We start from the raw sequence: 21,617 nt of genomic DNA on the forward strand, positions 1-21,617 counted from the left end.
GATCAGCCGATGACCGCGCCGAAGGCCACGCCGGTCGCCGGCACGCCGCCCTCACCGGGCTTGATCGTCTGGGTCGCGGCCCCGCCGGACGCCACGTTCCACGGGAAGCCGTAGACCGCGCGGGTCTCCGCCGGGCCGTAGGGCACGCCGACGTACAGCAGCGAGGGGCTGGCGGCCAGGGAGATGCCAGTGAGCATGCGCGGCGCGGGGGTGGGCCCGACGCCGTATCCGGGGTCGAGCCACTGGTCGGAGGCGCCGGGCGCACCGACCAGCGGAACGATCTGGACGCCGCCCTTCTCCGCGTGCTCCTCGGCAGACTCCTCGCCGGGCACGCCGATCGCGAGCCGGGTGGTGGTGGCGGTGGAGACCGCGTTCGGGGAGGAGTTGACGGCGGCGAGCCGCTTGCCGAAGAAGTCGCCCGCCTCGGCCTCCTGGTCCACGTCCAGCGTGTTCTGGTCGATCCAGGCGGTCTGCGTGAAGGTGCCGTTGGCGGCCAGCTTGAAGACCTGGACGGCGCCGGCGTCGACGGTCGTCGACAGATCCTCGCCAGGGACGCCCACCGCGAGCAGCGACTCGGTGGTGGAGGTGGCGCCGGAGGCCCGGTACGGGACCATGGCGAGCGCGGCGCCGAACTGGTCGCCGACCTCCTCGGCCCCGGAGATCACGTCCTGGTCCTGGCCGAGTCCGCCGAGCGGCTTCGGGGAGTTGGAGGTGAGTGTGTGGTTGAAGAAGGCCACGCCGCCCGCGAAGGCCACGGTGCCGAGCGCCTCGCCGGGCGTGCCGACCGCGAAGTGGGTCGGGGTCGCGGCGAGCGTGGAGCCGAAGCGGTCGTCCTGTTCGGCGTTGCCGGGAACGGCGCCGGCGACGTCGGTGTCCTGGTGGACGAAGGCCATCGTCTGCGCGGTGCCGCTGATGTAGTGGAACCCGCCCGCGTCCTCGATGTCACCGATCGACTCACCGGGGACGCCGATGATCAGGTACGGCGTGCCGGCCGAGGTCTTGCCGGCGGCCAGCGCGTAGCCCACCCAGTCCTCGTCCTCCTGACCGCCGCCCAGGGGCTTGTCGGCGCCCTGGTAGAACTCCTTGACGGCCTTGGTGCCTGCGTTGAGCCCGCTCGTGGAGCCGTAGATCAAGTGCACGTTGCCGGCGTCGGGAACGGTGCCCATGTCCTCGTAGGGGTCGCCGACCACCAGGTCGCTGCACCCGTCGAGGTCGGCGTCGTACACCGCCAGCGAAGAGCCGTACTGGTCGCCGGCCTCGGGCGCCCCCGGGATGCTGTCGAGGGCCTGCGAGAGGGTGAGGACCCCCTTGCCCCCGCCGTAGACGATCTGCACCTCACCCGCCCTGGCCGCGCCGCTGACGGTGGCCTCGGGGTCGGCGATCGCCGTGTCCCTGATCCCGTCCCCGTTGAAGTCCGACTCGACGCCCGACGGACACGCGACGGCGGCCTCGGCCGGCGTCCCGCCGATCCCGAGCCCCCAGGTCAGCAATGCCCCTGCCAAAACGGTGACGGAACCGCGCCGCCACACTTTCCCCACCCTTGACACAAATGCCCCGTAGTTAAAGAGGAACTAAATAAGGTCAACGGATCATCCCTTTACATGAAGTGCACATGCAACACCTGTCATGTTCCCCTGAACATGACATGAATCACAGAAGAGGCACGTTAGCTTCACGGCTCCTGGCATATGCCAGCCGGTCGGACAATCCGGACCGCGCGGTCCGGCCGGTCCGGCCGGCCCGGCCGGACACAAGAAGGGCCCGCCGGCGAACTGGCGGACCCTGGTGGGTGGATGGGGCGTGGGGCGTCGAGGCCAGGGGGTACCGGCCTCGGCTTCGGGCAGGAGTAACCCCGAGGTGTCGAGCTCAAAGTCGAAGGGCGCCGGGATGCGCACGAGCCGCCCGAAGGGAACGTTGGTCCGGGACCGGTAGCCCTGGGGGGCGGATCCCAGAGGACGTTGATCTCCCCGATTTCCATGTCCAAAAGCAAATACACGGGGACAACCCGCCCGTACGTCTCCATCTTGTCGATCCAGTCGACGTCCTTGGTCGAGTCCGAGGTCAGCTCCCCACGGCGTAGGAGAGGGCGGCGCTCTCGGAGAGACCGCCGCCGAGCGGATGGCAAAACCATGAAGCAGCGAGTCGCCCACAGACAATCATGGAAGCGCTCGGCCGGGAGAACCCGGCCGAGCGCTTGTACCCAGGGACCCAATAAAGCCCGTATCGACGGGTCGAACGGGGTCCCCAGCCCTTACTCCGGCACCCTTCCGGGCTCCTACCCGACGAGCAGTTCCGCCACGCGCCGATACTGCTCGCAGCGCCCCTCGGTCAGCTTCCAGAGGGCAGCCAGCCCATCCGTCCGGAGCCGTGCCTCCGCCTCCTGCTGGCAGGCCAGTTCGAAATCGGCGAGCCGCGTGAACGAGCCGATGCGGACGTCCGTCGGCCAGGCCTCGGCCGCCTCCAGAGCGAACTCCAGCCCTTGCGCCGGCTCAGCCTGCTGGCCCGGCCGCGTATGCACGAGCGCGACGAACACGATCTTCAGCCCAGTCCTGAAGAACTCCACGCCCGACAGGTCGTCCGGGTACCTGGTGCCCAGGTTCCAGTTCGCGCCGAAGGCCGGGCCGAGGACCGCGTCGTCGAGCTCACCCCCGTCGAGGGAGGCCGCAAGGTGCTCCATCCCCGCCATGACTGTGTCGTAGCGGTCGGACAGTCCCGCCCGGGCGGCGAGCACTCGCAAAGCTCCGCCCAACCGTACGCTCGCAGCGCAGCAGAGGGCCTCACCCGTCGTGTCGAATGTCTTCTCCACGGTCTCCTCCTTTCTCCTTTCGTCGGTCTTCCAGGTGTGCTCGGTGCTCAATGCTTGCTGAACAGCCAGCTGGTGACGTCATTGTTGACCATCCCCTTCGGCAGGTCCTCCGGGCCGATCCCGCCTGCGCGCAACACGTCCGCGCAGTAGGTGACACAGCTTTGCGTGTCATAGTCGTAGGAACCGAAAGTATGTCCCTCGGTTGCCTTCTGATAGGCCTGGGCCCTCTTGGCGTTGGGCAGGGGGATCCTGATCGTGAACGATTTACTCGACACCTCCCCCTCGAAGAACGCGCCAACAGCGTCCGAGCCCGGGACACCGACCTGCTCGCTGTGAATGACCGTCCCGCCATGCTCGACCTCGATCGAGGCGTGCTGGGGATTGCCGCCGTAGTCCAGGTGGACCGTCGCCGTACCGGACGGGTCGTCGGGGGTATTGACGTCGCAGTTGTGCACCAGCAGGGGGGTCGACTCGGCCAGGACATAGTACGTGTGGATGTCACTGATCGTCAGGTCGTGCGTGCGCTGCACCTTGTGGTACTCGCGCGTCGCCGTCAGCTCCACCGTGCCACCCGAGGGGGTGAGCAGTCTCATGCCGGGCGTCAGGTCTCCGGCCTTGATCCAGCGGTGCTGCGTCTCGACCCAGAACGGGTGTGTGGTGGTGGAGACGAGCGCCTCCTCCTTGCCGGAGGTCCCCTTCACCGTGAGATCGACGAAGTGCTTGTCGTCCTCGGTGACGATCGTGCCGACGACCTCGCGAACCGCCGTTCCGCCCTGCTCGGGGTCGGTCACCTTGACCTTGTCGCCGAGCCTGACCTCTTCGATCGGCTTGACCTTGCCATTTGCAAGCAGGACTTTGGTGCCGGGCAGGAAACTGTGGGGTGACTTACAGGAGCCCTTGCCTCTCTTGAGGGCCGCCGCTGCCTTCGCCCTGGCCTGCGCCAGTTTCTCCGTGGCCTTGGCCAACCCCATCTTGGCCTTGCCCAGAGCCTTGTTCGCCTTGAAGTAACCCTTCGCACCGCCGATCAGGTCCTTGACCAGCCCAGCGACACGCTTGACGAGTTTGAGGCCCTTGGCCCACTTCCACGGGGCGCCGTACTTGGCGAGGATCTTGCCCGCCAGACCACCCGCGAAGCTGCCTGCGATGTTGAGCAGGGTCTCGCCACAGGCTCCGACATCGCCACTGGAGATGCAGTCCAGCGCCGCGTCCACGCCCAGGATGTCCCGGGCGATCTTGATCAGCGCCTTGCCCGCGGACTTCATGCGCTGCTTGGCGGAGGATTGCTGCGCCTGCGCCGACGCCACGTTCGCGGAGGCCGCGTCGGCATCCGACTGCGCGTCGTCGACGTCCTTGTTGCCGGTCTCCTTCTTGTAGGTGCCCGCGTAGGCCGAGCAGTAGACCGGGAAGCAGCTCTCCAGTCCCGACGGGTCGGACAGGGTCACCGGGGTGTTGTCGGCGTAGGCGTAGCCGTTGATCTGGCTCGGCCTGGTGTAGTCGATGATCGGGTCGACGGAGATGAACTTGCCGATCGCCGAGTCGTATTCGCGTGCTCCAAGATGAGTGAGCCCGGTCGAGGCGTCGATCGTGCCGCCGACAAAACCCCTCTCCCCCGGCCAGGGACCGAGCTTCTCGCCGCGCTCCACACCGTAGGGGTCGAAGCGCCGTTGGGAGATCGCCCCGGTCGCGGAGTCGATCGCCAGCTCGCCCGTGCCGTGGTGGTCGGCAGCCGAGAAGGAGAGCTTCGCCGCTGTGCGGACCGCGACGGTCTGGCCGGCGTACTCGTAGTACCGGGTGGCCTCCTTCTTGGTGCCGTCCGCCGACAGCTTCAGCTCGGTGCCCGGCAGGTAGACCGTCGTACCGCTCGGGTCCTTGCGCACGAGACGGTTGCCGGAGGCGTCGTACAGGTAGCTCGTCTTCGAGCCGTTCGCCTCGGTGACCTCGTTGACCTTGCCCTGGTCGGTCCAGGCCAGCGACTGGGCGTTGCCGCCGATGGTGCGCTTGCTGGTGTTGCCCGCGTCGTCGTACTCGTACGTCGACTGCTTGTCCCCGGTCGGGGTCTTCTCGGTGACCTTGGTGACCTGGTGCGGTCCGTCGCCGAGGGCGCCCGCGCCGCCGTACTCGTAACTGCGGGTGATGTTGTTCGCCGCGTTGAGCGCGGTGTCGTGGTTGATCTCGGAGACACGGTTGCCGATGGCGTCGGTCTCGTACGACTTCCAGTACGGGGCCGGACCGCCCAGCGCGCTCGACCCGGCGGCCGAGTCGCAGGCCGTGGGCCCGGTGCCGTCCACCGGCGTGGTCGAGCCACGGGTTCCGGAACCGGCCGCGGTCGTCGCGGTGGCCGCCGGGGTCCAGGCGTCCGACAGCCGCTGACGGCTGTCGTAGGCGAAGCACTGCACGTCCGGTGACGTCGAGTTCGCCGTGTCCGCGATGGACAGGACGTTGCCCACCTGGTCGTAGGAGTAGTTCGAGTCCTTGGCCGGGGCGGTCGCGCCGTAGACGTCGACCACCGAGCGGGTCAGCCGGTCGGTGCCCTTCTCGTAGAAGAAGCTCTGCCAGACCTTCTTGCCACTGCCCGAAGACAGTTCGAGCTGCTGCAGCTGGCTCTTCTTGGAGTAGACGGTGTTGGTGACGTACGAGGTGCTGCCCGTCATCGTCATCGGACGCTGCAGCGAGTCGTACGTGTAGGTCAGCGCCTCAGTCGGCAGGTCGCCGATGGCGGGCAGACCGGAGCTCTGGAGCGTTCCGTCCCGGTTGTACGTGGAGGTGTAGACATACGTGCCGGCCAGGGATCCCTGGGAGGCAGGCACCTGGTAGGCGGTCTGCAGCGGGCGGTAGAACTCGTCCATCGACTGGATGGCCGTGGCGAAGTACTCCGTCGGCGAGATGTAGCTGAGGTGGCCGTAGGCCTGTCCCAGCCAGCCCGCCTTGTCGTACTTGTTCTCGCTCAGCTTCGTGCCGGTACCGGCGTCGCCCTGCCAGGTCGTGAGCACGCGGCCGAGCTTGTCGTAGACCGTGGAGGTCTTCTTGTTGCGTCCGTCGTACGTGACGACCGGGCGGTCCAGCTCGTCGTACTCCGTGCGCGAGGTACCCGCGTCGGGGTCGATCGACTTGGTCTTGCGGCCCAGCTGGTCGTACTCGTAACGCCACACGTTGCTCTTGGCGTCGGTGACCGTCTCCAGCAGACCGGCCACGTTGTACGTGTACTTCGTCGAGTCGTACGCCACGCCCGCACCCGGCGAAGCGCCCTTGTAATGGCGGATCTCCGAGAGGTTGCCCTGTCCGTCGGTGATCGTCGTGGTCGGCACGCCGCCGACCGGCGGGTCGACGTGCGTCAGTTCGCCGTCGTACGTGGTCGTGGTGCGCCACTGCTCGGCACCCGAGACGGCGGAGATCTGGGCCGTGCTGCGGCCCAGGCCGTCGTACTCCAGCAGGCTCTGCGCGCCGACCTGGCCGTTGCTCACCAGCAGCAGTTCGTCCGAGGGGGCGCCGGAGGCGTTGTACGTCGCGTTGGTCTTCCTGACGTTGCCGGTGGCGTCGTACCAGGTGTCGGCGACCATGCGGGTGCCGTCCACGCCCTCGGTCTGGATCTGGCGGGCCCGCAGCATGCTGTCGTACAGCTGGTACTCGGCGCCGTACGACCCGTCGTTCTCGATCTTCTCGGTCTTGATCGAGGTGACCTTGTCCTTGCGGACGTTGTACGAGTACTTGATGCTCGGCGTCTGCGTCGACGCCCGGTCCGCCAGCCACACCGACGTCAAACGGCCCAGGCCGTCATAAGCGAGGCTGGTGCGCTCGCCGTTGGGGTCGGTCTGCCCGGTCGACATGCCCCAGGCGGGGGCGTAGTCGGTGGTCGTGTTGTGCCCGAGGGCGTTGGTGACGACCGTCTTCGTCAACAGGCCGTTGGTCTCGGTGTAGACGGTCTTCGTCGCGTCGGAGGTCCCGTACTGCTTGGCGTCCTGTTGGGACTTCGGACGGCCGAAGTCGTCGTAGGTCGTGGCACCGGTGACCTGATACGTGGCCGTGGTGCCGTCGTGCGAGGTCAGCCGCTCGGTCTTGGTCGCGTCACCCTTGGTCGGTGCCGCACCGAACGCGAGGTTGTCGTACGAGGTGCGCTCGTCGCCCAGGACCTGCGTCTTGCGGTCCGGTGTCGTGGCGCACTTGACCGACACGACGTCGCTGCGGGCAGGCAGCGACAGGATGTTCTTCGCCACGTTGTCCGCGTAGGTCGTACGCGTACAGGTGTCGTCCTTCGTGGTCGAGACGTCGCCCTGGTCGTCGACGGTCAACACGCGCCCTGTGCCGTTGGACGTGTCGTAGGTCGTCGTGGACTTCGTCTCGCTCCAGCTGCCGTCGGACTTCAGACTGAAGCCCCGGCCGACCTGGGTATTCACGATCGCCGCGTGAGTGGTACCCCAGCTCTGGGTCTGGGTTGCCGTGTAGTACTTCCACGGGGTGTCGATCGTCTTGGAGACGAGCTTCGCACCGTCGTAGGTGGCCGCCTCCAACTGGTGCCCCGTGAACTCCTCGGAGTCCGTGTAGGAGGCTCCCGTGGAGTCCTTCACCGTCACCGAGCGGGCGTTGCCGTCGGCGTCCTTGTCACCGTCCATGCCCTGCATGAACGTGTAGTCGACACGGGTGGTCTGCTTGTCGGAGCTGCCGCTGGTGACCTTGACCTTGCCGTATCCCTGCCAACCGCCCCAGGTGAGGTACTTGGCGTCGGTGATGCCGTCCGGCTTCGCCTTACGCCAGGCCGCGTCGCCCTGGTAGTCGTAGCGGGTGACCATCGAGTCGCTGCCGCCGGTGCGGTCGGTCTCGATGACCGCCGAGACCACGTACTTGTGGAACCAGTCCGTGATCGGGTCCACATAGCCCGGCGGGGCCCACTTCACCGGATAGCAGCGCTTCGTCGACTCGCCCGGCTTCGGCAGCGAGGCCTTCGCACAGTCGGCCGGCGCGTACGTCACGTCGAGCTGCGATCCGGTGTCACTGAGGACCATCGAGAGGCGGTAGCGGTAGAACGGGGCGATGTTGTCGCCGATGGCGTCCACACGGTTGGCTAGTTGCTCACCGAAGAGGTCGACCGACGGCAGCTTCACGGCGGTGCCGACGCGGCCCTCGTGCTCGATCTTCGACAGCCACAGCGTCTTGGAGTCGTCACCGTTGTCCGTGAACAGGTGCGTGAAACTCCAGGCGTCCACGTCCTGGTAGGTCGTGGCGTCCTTGCGCATCTGCGTCACGACCGACGTCAGACGCTTCGTCGTGAAGAACGTCTGGACCGGCGAGGTGCACTTGGTCGCGGACTTGCACTCCTGGTCGACCGGGACATCCGGCCAGTAGGAGGCGTTCGCCTTGGTGCGCTTGCTCTCCGCACAGTCGAAGTCGGAGGTCACCAGGCAGCGTTCGGCAGTGTTGAACACGATCCGGGCCGGAGCCTTCGCCGCGTAGACACTGCCGTCACGCTGACCGTAGTCGATCCGCTTCAGCCAGCCGCCGCGGTGGTAGGCCGTGCCGTTGACATCCGTCTTGCCGTTGAGCGCGTAGTAGTTCGTCTCACGGTCGTAGAAGTAGGACATCACGTTGCCGTGCGTGTCCTTGACGTAGTCCAGGCTCCACCGCCACGCCTGCTGGCAGTACGCGCTCGTGAAAGTGGCGTTGTAGCACGGCTCACCCGAGTCGTCACCGAAAACCGGAGCCGTCCAGACCGAGTTGGTCTCCTCGTTGCCCGTCGCCCAGCCGGGGAGACGGTTCAGCCCGAAGTAGTACTCCGTGCCATCGGAGGTCGTGATCTTCCAGTGTTCGCCCTTGTCACCGGTGCTGCCGTCGTCGCCATTGGTGGCGCCCGTCAGCCGCTCGACCTTCGCACCGTCGTCGGACGACAGATGCCACGTACCGGTCGTGTCGTCCTTGACCAGCTCACCGGACGAACCGGAGAGCATGACCGTGGCGTTCTCGAACGCCCAGCACTGTTCACCGGAGCCGTCGTGACCGTCCTCGGAACAGGGCTTGTAGCGCCGCTCGATGTAACCGGCGTCGTAGGAGAAACCCTCACCGATCCAGGAACCCTGGTTGTTGGTGGCCGACGTGCGGCCGTCCGCCGACTGCGAGGAGTAGCCGAGACCCACCGTGGGAGTCAGCCCGCCCGGCGTCGGAACGGAATTCAGCGGATAGTTCCAGCTGAACCCACCGGAGGACGGTGCGACGCTCCAACTGGACGACGGGGAAAGGGCCGTCGCCTTGTAGGTGCCCTGTGCGCTCGACGGACCCGCCGCCACCGCCACCAGGGAGGTCGCGGTACCGGCCATCGTCGAGACACCCTCGGCGGGAGCCGGGGCCGCCGTCACGTCTGCCGAGACCGTGCCCGACTTCACGTCGTTCACCGTCGGCAGCACCTTCGGCTGCTCCGGACACGCCTTGCTGCCCGGAACCGCCACAGCGGCACACGCCGGCAACTGCACGAGCCGAAGACGCGAGGCATACGAGCCGCCGAAACCCTCGGCGAACTCCGAATAGTCCACCGTCAGGCGGACCTTGGCGGCCGCGTCCTCACCGTCGGCGCGTTCCACGCCGAGGAGGACGCCGGCGCCGAGCTGCCCCGCGCGCTTCGGGTCGAGGACGTCGACATGGACCTTCTCCGCGACCTCCGACGACGCGACACCCTTCGCCTCGCCCTTCGCCTCGCCCGCGGCGGCCTTCCCGGTGGCCTTCGCCTTCGCCTTCGCCTTGCCGATCGTGATCGGCAGACCGCCCGCTTCCACGGTGGCCCCGAGCTTCACCTCGGCGCCGCCCTGCTTGGGCCACACCGCCTTGTCCAGCCCCTTGACCGCCGCCTTGCGCGCCGGATCGGAGGGACGGGACTTCGCTTTCGCGTCGGACCCCTTGGCGGGATCACCGTCGTCCTGGACGCCGGGGCGGCTGGTGCGGCCCCGGTCGCCGTCGTCGAGCGCCAAGCGACAACCGTCGATCTGGGCATGCGGCGGCTCAGTGAGCGGCCACGGAAAAACATTCGGCAACTTCCTGGTCGAAGGAGAACGTGCTGGAAATGGAGGGCATGTCGAGCCCCAACAGGCCTGGCGCGCAAGGGACATGGCCGGTGCGTCACATGACGGTCGCGTCACATGACGGTCGCGTCACATGGCGGTCGCCACTGTCGGGCCGGACATCAGCCGGCCGCCCTCGCCGAACGAAGAGGCCTTGGCGAACAGGCCGTCAGGCTGCGCGAGTTCATGCCCCGCCCGCCGCCCCGCCCGCCGCCTCGACGGCACCCGCGAAGGCGGCAGTCACGTACTCGCCCGACGAGGCGAAACGGCGGTGGGGCCCGCCGTCCTGCCCTGACACCGTTGCCAGGGGATCCGGGACGACGGCCGTGTCACGCACTCCGCCGCCGGCGCGGTCCACATCGGTTCCACCGACGCGTCCGGCCCCGCACGTCGGCGACTCAGGAAAGACCCCGCTCACGCCTGACGGCGGAAGTGCCGCCGCCGTGACAGCGGCGCCCCCGCGCCATCGCCCCATCCCCACCCCGGACACCAGCAGTCACCGTCCCCGCACAGTCGGCTGATCGCCACAGATCCTTTACCGACCTCTTACGTCTCACCAGAGATGCATGTCCGACATGATCACATTCACATAGTCACAGTTTCATCACAGAAATCTGTCGGGTGTGGACGATTGCCCCATCTCGCACGCACATGCCCCAATTACCTTCTCCCTCCCGTTCAGTTGAACTTCTTTACTGGTTCGGGGATTCAGGGGCCGCAGGGAACATTCACCAACATCGCGGCCCCGTACGGTCCATCACACCGTGGGGGTAGACAAGTCATGCCTGGAAAAAGACGTGTCGAGCTGGGGCGCAGACGCTTCATAAGGGTCGCCGGCGGTTCCGTCGCCGGAGTCGCGGTGGTGGGTGGGGGAACCTTCACCGCGCTGGCCACGGGAGTTCTCGACTCCCCCTCACCGGATCTGCTCGACGGGGTGCCGCGCTCCCTCGTGCTGAGCCTTCCCGATGCGCCGGGCAGCACCCAGCCGCCGGCTCCGGAGCTGCCGGACCAGCTCGGTGACGGTGTCCTCAGCCCGCCGAGTCCGAACACCCGGATCCCCTACACCGGTGGGACCCCGGACCCCGACGAGGGCTCCGTACCGACGACGCTGCCGTTCGAGTTCAAGACCTCGGGCTACACGCTCGACACCGAACTCCCCGAGTACATGCGGCCCTGGCGCGACCGGCCCACCACCTGGTCGAACGTCACGCCCAACACCGAGAACGTGTACCTCGACGCCGAGGGAGCCGTCCAGTACCGGCCCGACCGGAACACCCCCGGCTACGACCAGCCCGTCACCCAGATCCAGTTCGGGCTCGGCTGCATCTCGAGCTACCGCACCGCGACCGACCCCACCCGCAAGGCGCTCTTCCTGGAGCGCGCCAAGGCGCAGGCGAAGCGGCTCATCGACAAGCGGGTGGAGACGCGCGGCGCCTGGTACTTCCCCTACCCCTTCGACTGGTACCACCCCGAGCACAGCGGGGTCACCTACAAGGCGCCCTGGTACTCGGGCATGGCACAGGGCGAGTCGATCAGCCTCTTCATCCAGCTGACGCAGCTGGACGGGGTCACCGAGGAGGAGAAGGCGCTCTACAGGGCGGCGGCCGACGGCGCGTTCGCCTCGCTGCTGCGCGGGGACAACGCCAAGCCGTGGGTCGTCAACAAGGACTCGAAGGGCTACCTGTGGATCCAGGAGTACCCGGGCGCCACGGCCGGCACCGGTGACTACACCTTCAACGGCATGATCTTCGCCACCTTCGGCCTCTGGGACTACTACGTCGCCACCGGCAACGAACTGGCCCTCAAGATGTACGACGGAGCGGTCACCACCATCCGCGACCACTTCACGCGGCTGCGCCAGGCCAAGTGGCTCTCCTACTACTGCAACACGCACCGGGTCCCGACCAAGGGCTACCACCAGCACCACATCAACCTGTTCCGCCAGCTCCACTGGCAGACCGGCAGCCCCACCTTCGCCGCTCAGCAGGACGCGCTGATCAACGACTACCCGTACGCCCAGAACCTGCCCGCGGGCTCGGTCGCCGCGTTCGCCGCCGGTACGCACACGCTGTACAAGCTGAAGACGCAGGGCGCACCCCTCTACGGCTGGTCGCCGACGATGAAGGACGCCCAGCTGGCGACCAAGAAGGTGACCTTCTCCAAGGCCACCCAGGCTCCCGTGGACGTCCGCCGTCGTATCGAGGGACGCGGGATCTACTACCGCATCAGCGCGGGCGCGTACGCGGGCTACTGGGTCGGGGAGTACTACCCCAAGGTCTTCCTGCGCGGGGTGCATCTGCCCACCACCTTCCGTCCGCAGCGCACCGCCACCTTCCCGCCGAACGTCTCGATCACCTGCATCAAGTTCGGCAGCGACGGCAGGACCGGCACCACGAAGACGGTGAAGTTCGCCAAGAGCTCCAAGGCCCCCTTCGACCAGCGGGCCATCGTCAACGGCCGGCCCATGCTGCGGATCACCGCGGGCGGGCTGACCGGCTACTGGGTACCGAACGGGCCGGTTCTCACCGACGGTTAGGCGGCGAGTGGCGCCGGACGGCGGCGGTGCCGTCCGGCACGTCCGCGCGCGGCCCCGCGGGCCGGTCGCACCGGCTTGCGGCCCGCGCGTGAACGTCGTCCGCCCGGCCCCCGTATGCTCGCCAACCGAAGCCCCACACCGGAAGGCAGCAGAAGTGAACTACAGGGTCCAGCCCAGCGCGCAGGTCGACGACAGTGCCGAGATCGGCGCCGGGAGCAGCGTCTGGGACCTCGCGCAGATCCGTGAGGGCGCGCGCCTCGGCGAGGGCTGTGTGATCGGCCGTGGCGCGTACGTCGGTTCGGGCGTCCACATGGGCGACAACTGCAAGCTGCAGAACTACGCGCTCGTCTACGAGCCGGCCGAACTCGGCGACGGTGTCTTCATCGGCCCCGCCGTGGTCCTCACGAACGACCACAACCCGCGTTCCGTGGACCCCGACGGCAAGCAGAAGCGGGGCGGCGACTGGGAGGCCGTCGGTGTGAAGATCGCCGACGGGGCGTCCATCGGCGCCCGCGCCGTGTGTGTCGCGCCGATCACCATCGGCCGCTGGGCCATGATCGCCGCCGGCGCCGTCGTCACCAAGGACGTGCCGGACTTCGGCCTGGTCGTCGGGGTGCCCGCGCGGCAGGTCGGCTGGGTCGGCAAGGCCGGCGTCAAGCTGGTCGCGCGCACGGGCGAGGCCGACGTGTGGGAGTGCCCGCAGACCGGTGAGCTGTACGACGAGAAGGACGGTGTGCTGGCGGAGCGGATCGCGGGCTAGTCCCTCGCCCTCCCCGGAACGTCGTAAAGGGTTCGGCCGCGTCCAGTGGGACGCGGCCGAACCCTTTACGACGTTCCGGCCGCCCGGTCACCCGGCCCTCGGGTGACCGGGCGGCCGACGATCCCGGGCGACTACTCCTTCTCGCCCAGCAGCAGCCGGTCGAACTCCCGGCTCACCACCGACCAGTCCCACATCGTCAGCGCGTGCTTCGCCGCGGGCTCCGCCGCCGCACGCCAGCTGTCCTCGGTGGCCGTGAGCTTCAGGATCCGCTCCGCGGCCTCCTCCGGCGTGGAGACGACCCAGTCGGTCGGGAAGAGCGTGCGCGGCCCGTTCTCCAGCGAGGCGAAGAACGGCCAGTCGCGGACCACCGGGAGCGCGCCGCTGACGGTGCCCTCCACCAGGCCGCAGTGGAAGCTCTCGCGGACCGAACTGCTCAGGATGACGCCGACCTCGGTGAGTGCCGCCGGCACGTCGTCCGTCTGGCCCACCAGATGTACGGCGCCGGCCGCCTCCAGCTCCGCCAGGTCCGCCTGGAGCAGGTCGTCGTAGGCGCGGACGGCGGCGCTCGCCTTGCGGGGCAGGCCCTCGCCGATGACGACCAGGCGGTAGCGCTCGTCCTTCTCACGCACCAGCCGCAGCACCTGCACCGCCCAGCGCGGGTCCTTGGCCACGGCGCTGACGCCGACCAGACCGAGGTTGAAGCGGGCGTCCGGGTCGGTCTTCTCCCGGTTGAAGGGCAGCAGATCCATGGCGTTGGCGACGACGTGCGTCGTGGCGGTGTCCGGTCCGGCCAGCTGCGGCAGGACCTTCTCCACCACCTCGCGCAGATGGTCGCTGACCAGGATCAGGTCGTCGACCCGTGTGAAGTCCACGAGATGCGGCCAGAACGCGAACGCCTCGTAGCTGTGCAGCCGTATGACCATGCGTGTGGTGCCGGGGTCCACGGCGGTGAAGATCGCGGCCGCGTTGGTGCACCAGTCGACGAAGACGGTGTCCGCCCAGTCGAGGTGGGGGCGCAGCGCCTCCTCGACCTTGTCGTGGAAGGCCGGCTGGCCGCCCAGCGCGTGCTCCATGATCCGCTTGATGCCACGGACCAGCGGCCGCAGCGTCTCGTCCTCGTTGACGTCGAGATAGCGGATCTCGACGTCGGGGTGGTTCTCGTAGCGGTCCCGGATCGCCTTGAGGAAGGCGGCGTTGGCGTACGTCGTGACCAGCAGCCGCAGCGGGCGTCCGGTCGGGGCCGGCGCGGCCGGGAGGGCACGGCCACGCGGCGCGGACAGCGCCTTGAACGCGGCGTTCTTACGGAAGGCCGCGAGGTAGGCGTCGGGATCGTCGGCCATCGGCGAGGAGACCCCGTCGAAGTGCAGGCCCCGGTTGAAGGCGAGGGCGAACGCCGTGGAGAGCTGGTCGGCGGCGGCCGCGAGGTCCTTCTTCTTGAACCGCTGGTCCGCGAGGTTCAGCGCGGCCCCGATGGCCTTGTTGCGCAGCTTCGGGTTGTCGTGGCCGCGGGCCAGGTCGGCCCGGGCGGCGTCCGCGAGCAGGGCGGCGCTGAGCTTGCGGTTGCCGATCCGCTCGGCGGCCTGGTCGAGCACCAGCGTGGCGCCGGTCTTGCGGCCGCCCTTCGCCATGCTGAGGCTCACCCGGCGGGCCAGCTTGGCGCGCATCGCGTCCGGGACGCGCGGCGCGACCACCGCGGTCCGCCAGGCCTTGGCGCCGATCGCGGTGCGCATCACGGCGGGCGACGACGCCCGGCGCAGCACGGCACCGGCGCTGTGCCGCACGCCGCGCTTGGTGGAGCGCAGGGTGACGGTGGGCGAGGGGACGGTACGGACGGCGTCGCGCAGCACGTACTGCACCGGGCTCTCGGCGCGCGCCTGGAGGGCTCGAAGACCCGGGGCGACACCGAAGACCGCGTCGGCACGCCGGTTGCGCTCGGCGAGCCGCCAGACGGTGTACACGGCGTTCGCGTCCAGGGCGACCAGGACCTGCGCCCGGCGTGCGTCACGCAGGACCCGACGGTTGCGTTCCGCGCTCGCCCAGGTCCTGCGGGCGGGCGGCAGTTTCGCGACGCGCTTGGCGAAGGCGTCGCCCCGCTCGGCGGCCGCTTCGGTCAGCGAGCACACGTCGGCGGCGTCGAGCACGCCGTCCACCGCTTCGCGATCGAAGTAGCCGGCCAGCCGCACCGTCGCTCCCGCGGCCCGGAACTGTTCGACGGCGGCTTTCAGCATCGAGAGCGTCGGCGCCGTACCGGCGACCAGTAGTACGTGGGTCATGCGAGGAGGTCCTCCACCTGTTCTGCGTCCGTGCGGGGGTCGTGCTGTGAACGCCGGTCCGGTGAAGGGACGACTCCCTGTCCCTTCACCGGACCGGCGCCGTGGGTCACAGCCGTCCCGTCACACGGCCTTCCCGTCGCCGGGCAGCAGCCGGCTGTAGATCTGGTCCAGGACCACGGCCTGGGCCTCCCAGGTCCACTTCTCGAGCAGCCCCGGGTCGTCGTAGGCGGCCCGGTAGCGCTCCGGGTTGGCGAGGACGGCCTTGACGGCGCGTACGTAGTCCTCGACGTCCTGCGCCTTGAAGATCTCGCCCTGGCCGGTCTTCTCGACCATCTCGGCCATGGTGCGGATGTCGCTGACCACCAGCGGGAGCCGGGCCTGGGAGTACTCGAAGAACTTGTTGCTCAGGGCCAGTTCGTGGTTGGGCAGGTGGTGCAGCGGGCTGACCGCCGCGTCCGCCGTGGACAGGAACTCGGGCACCTGCCAGTGCGGCACGAAGGGCAGGATGTGGGCACGGTCGCCCACGCCCAGCTCCTCGATCAGTTCGATGATCTTCTTCGTGGCGGGGAAGTGCTTGCCCGACGGCGGCAGGGAGACCAGCGCGACATGCACGTCCGGCATCCGGGTCAGACCCTCGATGATGGTCTCGACGCCACGCACCGGGTTGATGCCACCGCAGTACGCCAGCAGCGGGGTGTCCTCGTCGACGCCGCACAGCTCCCGCAGGTCGGGGACCGGTTCGACGTCGGCCACCTCGTCGGGGGCCGGCTTCATCACCGGGGCGTTCAGGACGACGTAGGGCGTCTCCTGGAGCTTGTGGCCCTTGACCAGCAGCTCGGCGAGCGAGGGCGAGACGGTGATCGCCGCGTCGGCGAAGACCGCGTGCTCCTTCTCCCAGGCCACGTGGCCCGGGATCCAGCGGTCGTGGTGGGAGTGCAGACCGGGCACGAACTCGTGCGCGTCCCAGACCAGCTTGACGGGGTGTCCCGCGGCCCGCAGCCGGACGGCGGACCGGGCGGCGACGCCCAGCATGCGGAAGTCGTGCGCGTGGATCAGGTCGGGCTTGAGCTCGTCGATGTGCGGGCCGAAGGCCAGCTCGAAGTCCCACAGGTACGGCAGCAGCCGACGCCAGGCACGCGGGCCCATGGTGAGCTGCCAGAACTTGATCTGGAGCTTGTCCAGCGGCGTGTCGAACCTGGACCGCTTCCGCTTGGCGCGGTGCGTCAGGCGGGAGCGCAGCGAGACCCACTTGCTCGTCGCCTTCGCGGCGGCCTTGGGGACGACCAGTCGGACGGCCGCACCACTGGCGCTCGGACGGCCGGGGCCGTCGGCCTTGGCCGCCGCGGCACGGAACCGGAGGTCCGCGCGCCAGGCCTTCACCTGCTGCTTGCGGTACTTGGCGATCTGGGGCGAGCGGTACGCGAGCGGACTGCGCCAGCGCAGTCCGTGCCTGTCCTGTCGGCTGGGGCCCAGCGGGCTCGGCTTGGGGACCAGACGGACCTCGGCGTCACCGATGTTCCAGGTCTGGACCTCGGGAGCGGGTGAAATTCCGAAAAGAACGACCTCCCACCCGGCTTCGGCGGCAGATCGAGCCGACTTCTGGACACGCGAGTCATTTCGGACACCGTTGTCGACCAGCATCACAATTCGGCCTCGGGAGGCCGCGCGGGGCCTTCTCCGCCCGTCGGTGCTGTCGAGCTCCATGTATGTGTGCCTTTCCTGAATCCGAAGCTTCTGGCACGTTGCAGGCGCCCGCGAGGAAGATTCGGGCCCGCACACCAGTTCCGTCCAAAGCGGGCGTCTCGTGCAGTGCACTGGGGCGCTAACGGCACGTCTACATAACCCGATATCCCGGCGCGACAAAGCATACCGTCAGCGAAGAGCCTCCCAGCGGCACGGGCCGGGCCGTTGCCGGGCCGTTGCACGGCTGTCGCCGGGCTGTCGCCGGGCCGCGACGTCCGTACCCGACGCGCCCGTATGATCTGGGTTCGGCCGTCCATACGTTTTATTCGGTAGGAGCAGCGCACGTGAAGGTCATCAGTGTCGTGGGCGCACGCCCCCAGTTGGTCAAGCTCGCACCCATCGCGGCGGCTTTCTCCGACACCCCCCACGAGCACGTCATCGTGCACACCGGCCAGCACTATGACGCGGATCTCTCCGATGTCTTCTTCTCCGGTCTGGGCATCCCGGACCCCGACGTGCATCTCGGCGTCGGCTCCGGCGGTCACGGCGAGCAGACCGGCGCGGTCCTCGCCGCCATGGACAAGGTGCTGGAGTCGGAGAAGCCCGACTGGGTGCTGGTGTACGGCGACACGAACTCGACCGTCGCCGGCGCGCTGTCCGCGGTGAAGCTGCACTACCGCGTCGCCCACCTCGAGGCCGGTCTGCGCTCGTTCAACCGGCGGATGCCCGAGGAGCACAACCGCGTCCTCACCGACCACGCCGCCGACCTGCTGCTCGCGCCGACCGAGGAGGCCATGCGCCACCTCTCGAACGAGGGCCTGGCACACCGTTCGACGCTCGTCGGCGATGTCATGGTCGACGTGTGCCTGCGCATCCGCGACGCCGTACTCGCCGGTGAGCACCCGCGCCCGTCGCTGCCCGAGGGCATCGACGCCGACGCCCCCTACCTGGTGTCGACGCTGCACCGCCCGGACAACACCGACGACCCCGAGCGGCTCGCCGCCATCATCGGTTCGCTGGCCGCCCTGCCCGTCCCGGTGGCGCTGCTGGCCCACCCGCGCCTCGTGGCCCGTGCCGAGCAGTACGGCATCGACCTGAACCAGGGCGCGGTGCGTGTCGGCCGTCCCCTTCCTTACGCCGGTCTCGTGGGCGCCGTCCTCGGCTCCGCGGGTGTCGTCACCGATTCGGGTGGTCTTCAGAAGGAGGCCTTCCTCCTGGGCCGCGCCTGCACCACGGTGCGCCCGGAGACCGAGTGGGTCGAGACCCTTGAGGACGGCTGGAACCACCTCGTGCCCGACCCGCACGAGACCCCCGGCTTCACCGAACTCGCCATCCGCCCGGCGCCCGAAACCCCGCGCGGTACGCCGTACGGTGATGGGAACGCCGCCGTGCGCGCGGTCCAGGCCATCGTCGAGGCCTGATCCGACGCCGTTCTCGTCACCGTTCCATCAGTCTTTCGGAGCACCCCTTGCGAAACGTGATCAAGCGCCCCAGGACGACGGGCCCACGACCCGACGGAGTCCGTCCGCACATGATCTACCTGGCCATCGGCTTCCCGCCGGCGGCCAAGAGCTGTGCGTACCGGATGCGTGAGACGGCGAACAAGTTCGTCGAACTCGGCTGGGACGTGACCGTGCTCACCATCGCGGAGGAGTCCTGGGAGCGTGAGTACGGTCTCGACCACACGCTCTCCGACCCGGTGGACCCGCGCGTGCGGATCGTCGAACTCCCGCTGGCCCGTGAGGACCTGGAGACGGACATCCGGCTGTTCACCGAGGACCGGGCACTGAACCCGATCCGTTGGATGCAGCGGGAGCGGGACCGCCACCTGGAGCACTTCCCCGAGCCGGTGTTCGGTGGCTGGCGGTCGGCCCTGGAGCAGGGCGTCGTGGACATCCACCGCGAGTTCCCGGCCGACCTGCTGCTGGCGAGCTGCGCACCCTACGTCAACCTGGCCGCCGCCTGGAAGCTGTGGGAGACCCACAAGGTCCCGTACGCGATCGACTTCCGTGACGGCTGGTCGGTCGACGTCATCGGCGGTGGCGAGGCGTTCACCCGTGACTCCGAGGCGGGCGAGTGGGAGGAGCGCGTCCTGTCGGACGCCGTCGCGATCTGGTGCGTCAACGATCCGATCGCGGACTTCTACCGCGAGCGCTACCCCCGGCTCGCCGAGCGGGTGCACGTCGTACGCAACGGGTTCGACCCGGACAGCGTCCCGGAGGTGCACGGCCGGCCGGACCCGGAGAAGGGCCTGACCTTCGGTTACCTGGGTTCGGTGAACTTCAAGCCCGCGTTCCTGGCCACCGTCCTGGACGGCTGGCGGGCGGCCCGGGAGCGCGACCCGCTGGTCGCCCGGTCCCGCTTCGAGATCCGCGGGCACATCGGCGCGGGCGCCAGCCGCGAGGCCAACGCCCACATGACCCTCATCCGGCAGGCGGAGTCCGACGGTGTGCTGTTCGGCGGCCCCGTGCCCAAGGCGGAGGTCGGTCCGACCTACGGCCGCTGGGACGCGCTGGTCCTGATGCTCGTCGGCGGCCGCTTCGTCACCTCGGGGAAGGTGTACGAGTTCATGGCCTCGGGGCTGCCGGTGGTCTCCGCCCACGAGGTGGACCACGACGCCTCCGCGGTCCTGGCCGGCCATCCGCTGTGGACCGGGGCGTGCGGCCTCGACGCGGAGGGCATCGCGGACTCGTTCGTCAAGGCGGCCCGGATGGCCGTGGAGACGACTCCCGAACAGCGTGCCGACGCGCGCGCCCACGCCGCCCGGTTCACGCGTGGCCTGCTGATGGCCCCCGCGGCCGAGCAGCTGAGCGCCGCCGTCCGCCCGGCGCTCGCGGGGAGCCCGCAGGCATGACGAACGGCAAACGGGGGGTTCTGCGACTACCCGGAGCGGTGGCCCGCAGCGCCCTGCATCCGAGGGTGCTGCGGACCGGAGCCGGTGCCCGGGCCTGGCGGTTCGTGGTGTCGGCTCCGGGTCTGTCCGACTCGCTGCGCTTCCGTATCGCCCAGCGCGTACGGGACGGCCTGGACAAGGCCAACCGGCCCGAGGGCGCCGTGCTCACCCTGAGCTCGGCGGCCCGCCGCACGAGCAGCGCGCGCCACCGGGCCGACCTTCTCGGCGACGCCGCTCGTCTCGAGCTGCTGCGCGGTCGGCCCCCGCGCGCCCTGACGGCCGCCGTCTCCGCCGAACTCGTCTGTGCGGACGCCCAGTTGGCCGCAGGTGAGGCCACGGCGTCCGCCGCTTCCGTGGTCCGGGCACTGCGGCTCGCCTTCCACCGGGTGCTGCACTTCGACCGGACCACCTCCCCGCTCGCCCAGGACCCCGGCGCCTACCTGGCACCGGTGCACGCCAGCGCGGCCGTCCGGGCACTCACCGAGGGAGCGGGCCGGTCCGCCGAGCCGGCCGACCCGCCCACGGACAGGCCGCTGCGCCTGCTGTTCGTCACCCGGGGCAACGCGAACTTCCTCCGCCAGATCCGTGACCACTACCGGGCCCACCCCAAGGTGGAAGTGCGGTGCCTGGACCTCGCGGACGAGCCGGCGCTCGACGAGCTGGCCAACTCCCTCACCCGTATGGCCGCCCACCGCCTCGGTGACGACGCGGAGTTCGGCCGGCAGGCCGAGGAGCTCCTGCGCCCGCACCTGGACTGGGCGGACACCGTGTTCGTCGACTGGTGCGTCGGGCCGGCCGCGCTGGTGACCTCCGTCGACCCCGGAAGCACCCGGATCGTCGTACGCCTGCACAGCGCCGAGACGTTCAGCCTCTGGCCGTTCCTGGTCGACTTCTCCCGCGTCGACGATCTGGTGTTCGTCGGGGCCCATCTGCGTGACCTGACGGTCGCGGTGGTGCCCCAGCTGGCGTCCACGGGGCAGCGGCGCGTACCCCGGCTGCACGTCATCGCCAACGCCATGGACCTGGCGGGCCAGCTGCGCCACAAGGCCGACGAGGCCCGCTTCACCCTCGGCGTGACGGGAATCTCGTCGGTGGCCAAGGACCCCCGCTGGGCGATCGAGGTCCTGCGGATCCTGCGCGCCCAGGACCCCCGGTACCGGCTTCTGCTGATCGGTGAGGACGTCGACGCGAAGCTCAGTGCCGCGGCGCGCGCCTACGCCCGGCGCTACCGCGGCGACCTGGCGGAGCTGGAACCCTCGGGTGCCGTCCGCAGGCTGGGCCAGCTGGACGACGTGCCCGCCGCGCTGACCGAGGTCGGTGTCATCCTCAGCTCCTCGGTGCGGGAGAGCTTCCACTGCGGGTTCGTCGAGGGCGCCGCGAGCGGTGCCGTGCCGGTGGGCCGCGACTGGCCGTTCTTCGCGGGCAAGGCCAACGGCGCCCGCACGCTGTTCCCCGCCGACTGGGTCGTCGCCTCGCCGGAGGAGGCCGCCGAGCGGATCCTCAAGGTCACCGCGACCCCCGAGAGCTGGCGCAAGGCCGGAGAGGCGGCGTCCGCGCATGCGATGGCAGCATGGGACTGGACGGTCGTCCGTGAGGAGTTCGACCGCCTTCTGCTTCCCTGACAAGGAC

General features: G+C 69.2%; 10 protein-coding genes. 5 read left to right on the forward strand and 5 right to left on the reverse strand.

The window, feature by feature from the left end; all coding sequences use genetic code 11:
• Positions 1-2 precede the first annotated feature (2 nt).
• The 3 genes from ASD48_RS04770 to ASD48_RS04780 form a co-directional block, all read right to left on the reverse strand.
• Positions 3-1,502, reverse strand: a complete 1,500-nt coding sequence (locus ASD48_RS04770; RefSeq protein ID WP_242432503.1) for a VCBS repeat-containing protein — start codon at positions 1,500-1,502, stop codon at positions 3-5.
• A gap of 773 nt (positions 1,503-2,275) precedes the next feature.
• Complete coding sequence (locus ASD48_RS04775; RefSeq protein WP_157880603.1) at positions 2,276-2,806, reverse strand: hypothetical protein; 531 nt, start codon at positions 2,804-2,806, stop codon at positions 2,276-2,278.
• A gap of 47 nt (positions 2,807-2,853) precedes the next feature.
• Positions 2,854-9,753, reverse strand: a complete 6,900-nt coding sequence (locus tag ASD48_RS04780; protein WP_242432504.1) for a polymorphic toxin-type HINT domain-containing protein — start codon at positions 9,751-9,753, stop codon at positions 2,854-2,856.
• An 871-nt stretch (positions 9,754-10,624) separates the two neighbouring features.
• On the opposite strand from ASD48_RS04780, the gene ASD48_RS04785 reads away from it, so the two are divergent.
• Positions 10,625-12,379 (forward strand): D-glucuronyl C5-epimerase family protein, encoded by a 1,755-nt coding sequence (locus ASD48_RS04785; RefSeq protein WP_057600058.1) that lies wholly within the window; start codon positions 10,625-10,627, stop codon positions 12,377-12,379.
• Between the two features lie 154 nt (positions 12,380-12,533).
• The gene (locus tag ASD48_RS04790; RefSeq protein ID WP_057600059.1) at positions 12,534-13,139 is read left to right on the forward strand and encodes an acyltransferase; all 606 of its coding nucleotides are present in this window, start codon (positions 12,534-12,536) and stop codon (positions 13,137-13,139) included.
• Between the two features lie 131 nt (positions 13,140-13,270).
• Here ASD48_RS04790 and ASD48_RS04795 read toward each other — a convergent pair whose 3' ends face one another.
• The gene (locus ASD48_RS04795) at positions 13,271-15,412 is read right to left on the reverse strand and encodes a glycosyltransferase (RefSeq protein ID WP_057600060.1); all 2,142 of its coding nucleotides are present in this window, start codon (positions 15,410-15,412) and stop codon (positions 13,271-13,273) included.
• A gap of 120 nt (positions 15,413-15,532) precedes the next feature.
• Complete coding sequence (locus ASD48_RS04800; RefSeq protein WP_242432505.1) at positions 15,533-17,053, reverse strand: glycosyltransferase family 4 protein; 1,521 nt, start codon at positions 17,051-17,053, stop codon at positions 15,533-15,535.
• 386 nt (positions 17,054-17,439) lie between these two features.
• Here ASD48_RS04800 and wecB point away from each other — a divergent pair, with 386 nt between their 5' ends.
• The 3 genes from wecB (at position 17,440) to ASD48_RS04815 (ending at position 21,610) form a co-directional block, all read left to right on the forward strand.
• Positions 17,440-18,516 carry a UDP-N-acetylglucosamine 2-epimerase (non-hydrolyzing) gene (wecB, locus tag ASD48_RS04805; protein WP_057600062.1) on the forward strand — a complete coding sequence of 359 codons (1,077 nt, stop codon included), beginning with the start codon at positions 17,440-17,442 and terminating at the stop codon, positions 18,514-18,516.
• 110 nt (positions 18,517-18,626) lie between these two features.
• The gene (locus ASD48_RS04810; protein WP_057600063.1) at positions 18,627-19,949 is read left to right on the forward strand and encodes a glycosyltransferase; all 1,323 of its coding nucleotides are present in this window, start codon (positions 18,627-18,629) and stop codon (positions 19,947-19,949) included.
• Entirely contained in the window at positions 19,946-21,610 is a 1,665-nt protein-coding gene (locus ASD48_RS04815) for a glycosyltransferase family 1 protein (protein WP_157880604.1), read from the forward strand. The genes ASD48_RS04810 and ASD48_RS04815 overlap by 4 nt, the downstream gene beginning before the upstream one ends.
• Positions 21,611-21,617: the final 7 nt, after the last annotated feature.

The organism is Streptomyces sp. Root1310, assembly GCF_001426425.1.
In the GTDB taxonomy this organism is placed as follows: domain Bacteria; phylum Actinomycetota; class Actinomycetes; order Streptomycetales; family Streptomycetaceae; genus Streptomyces.

Excerpts from the sequence above, each read along its gene's own strand:
- ASD48_RS04785 (WP_057600058.1), top strand. The coding sequence starts at position 10,625 with ATGCCTGGAAAAAGACGTGTCGAGCTGGGGCGCAGACGCTTCATAAGG.
- ASD48_RS04795 (WP_057600060.1), bottom strand. The coding sequence starts at position 15,412 with ATGACCCACGTACTACTGGTCGCCGGTACGGCGCCGACGCTCTCGATG.
- ASD48_RS04800 (WP_242432505.1), bottom strand. The coding sequence starts at position 17,053 with ATGCTGGTCGACAACGGTGTCCGAAATGACTCGCGTGTCCAGAAGTCG.
- ASD48_RS04810 (WP_057600063.1), top strand. The coding sequence starts at position 18,627 with ATGATCTACCTGGCCATCGGCTTCCCGCCGGCGGCCAAGAGCTGTGCG.
- ASD48_RS04815 (WP_157880604.1), top strand. The coding sequence starts at position 19,946 with ATGACGAACGGCAAACGGGGGGTTCTGCGACTACCCGGAGCGGTGGCC.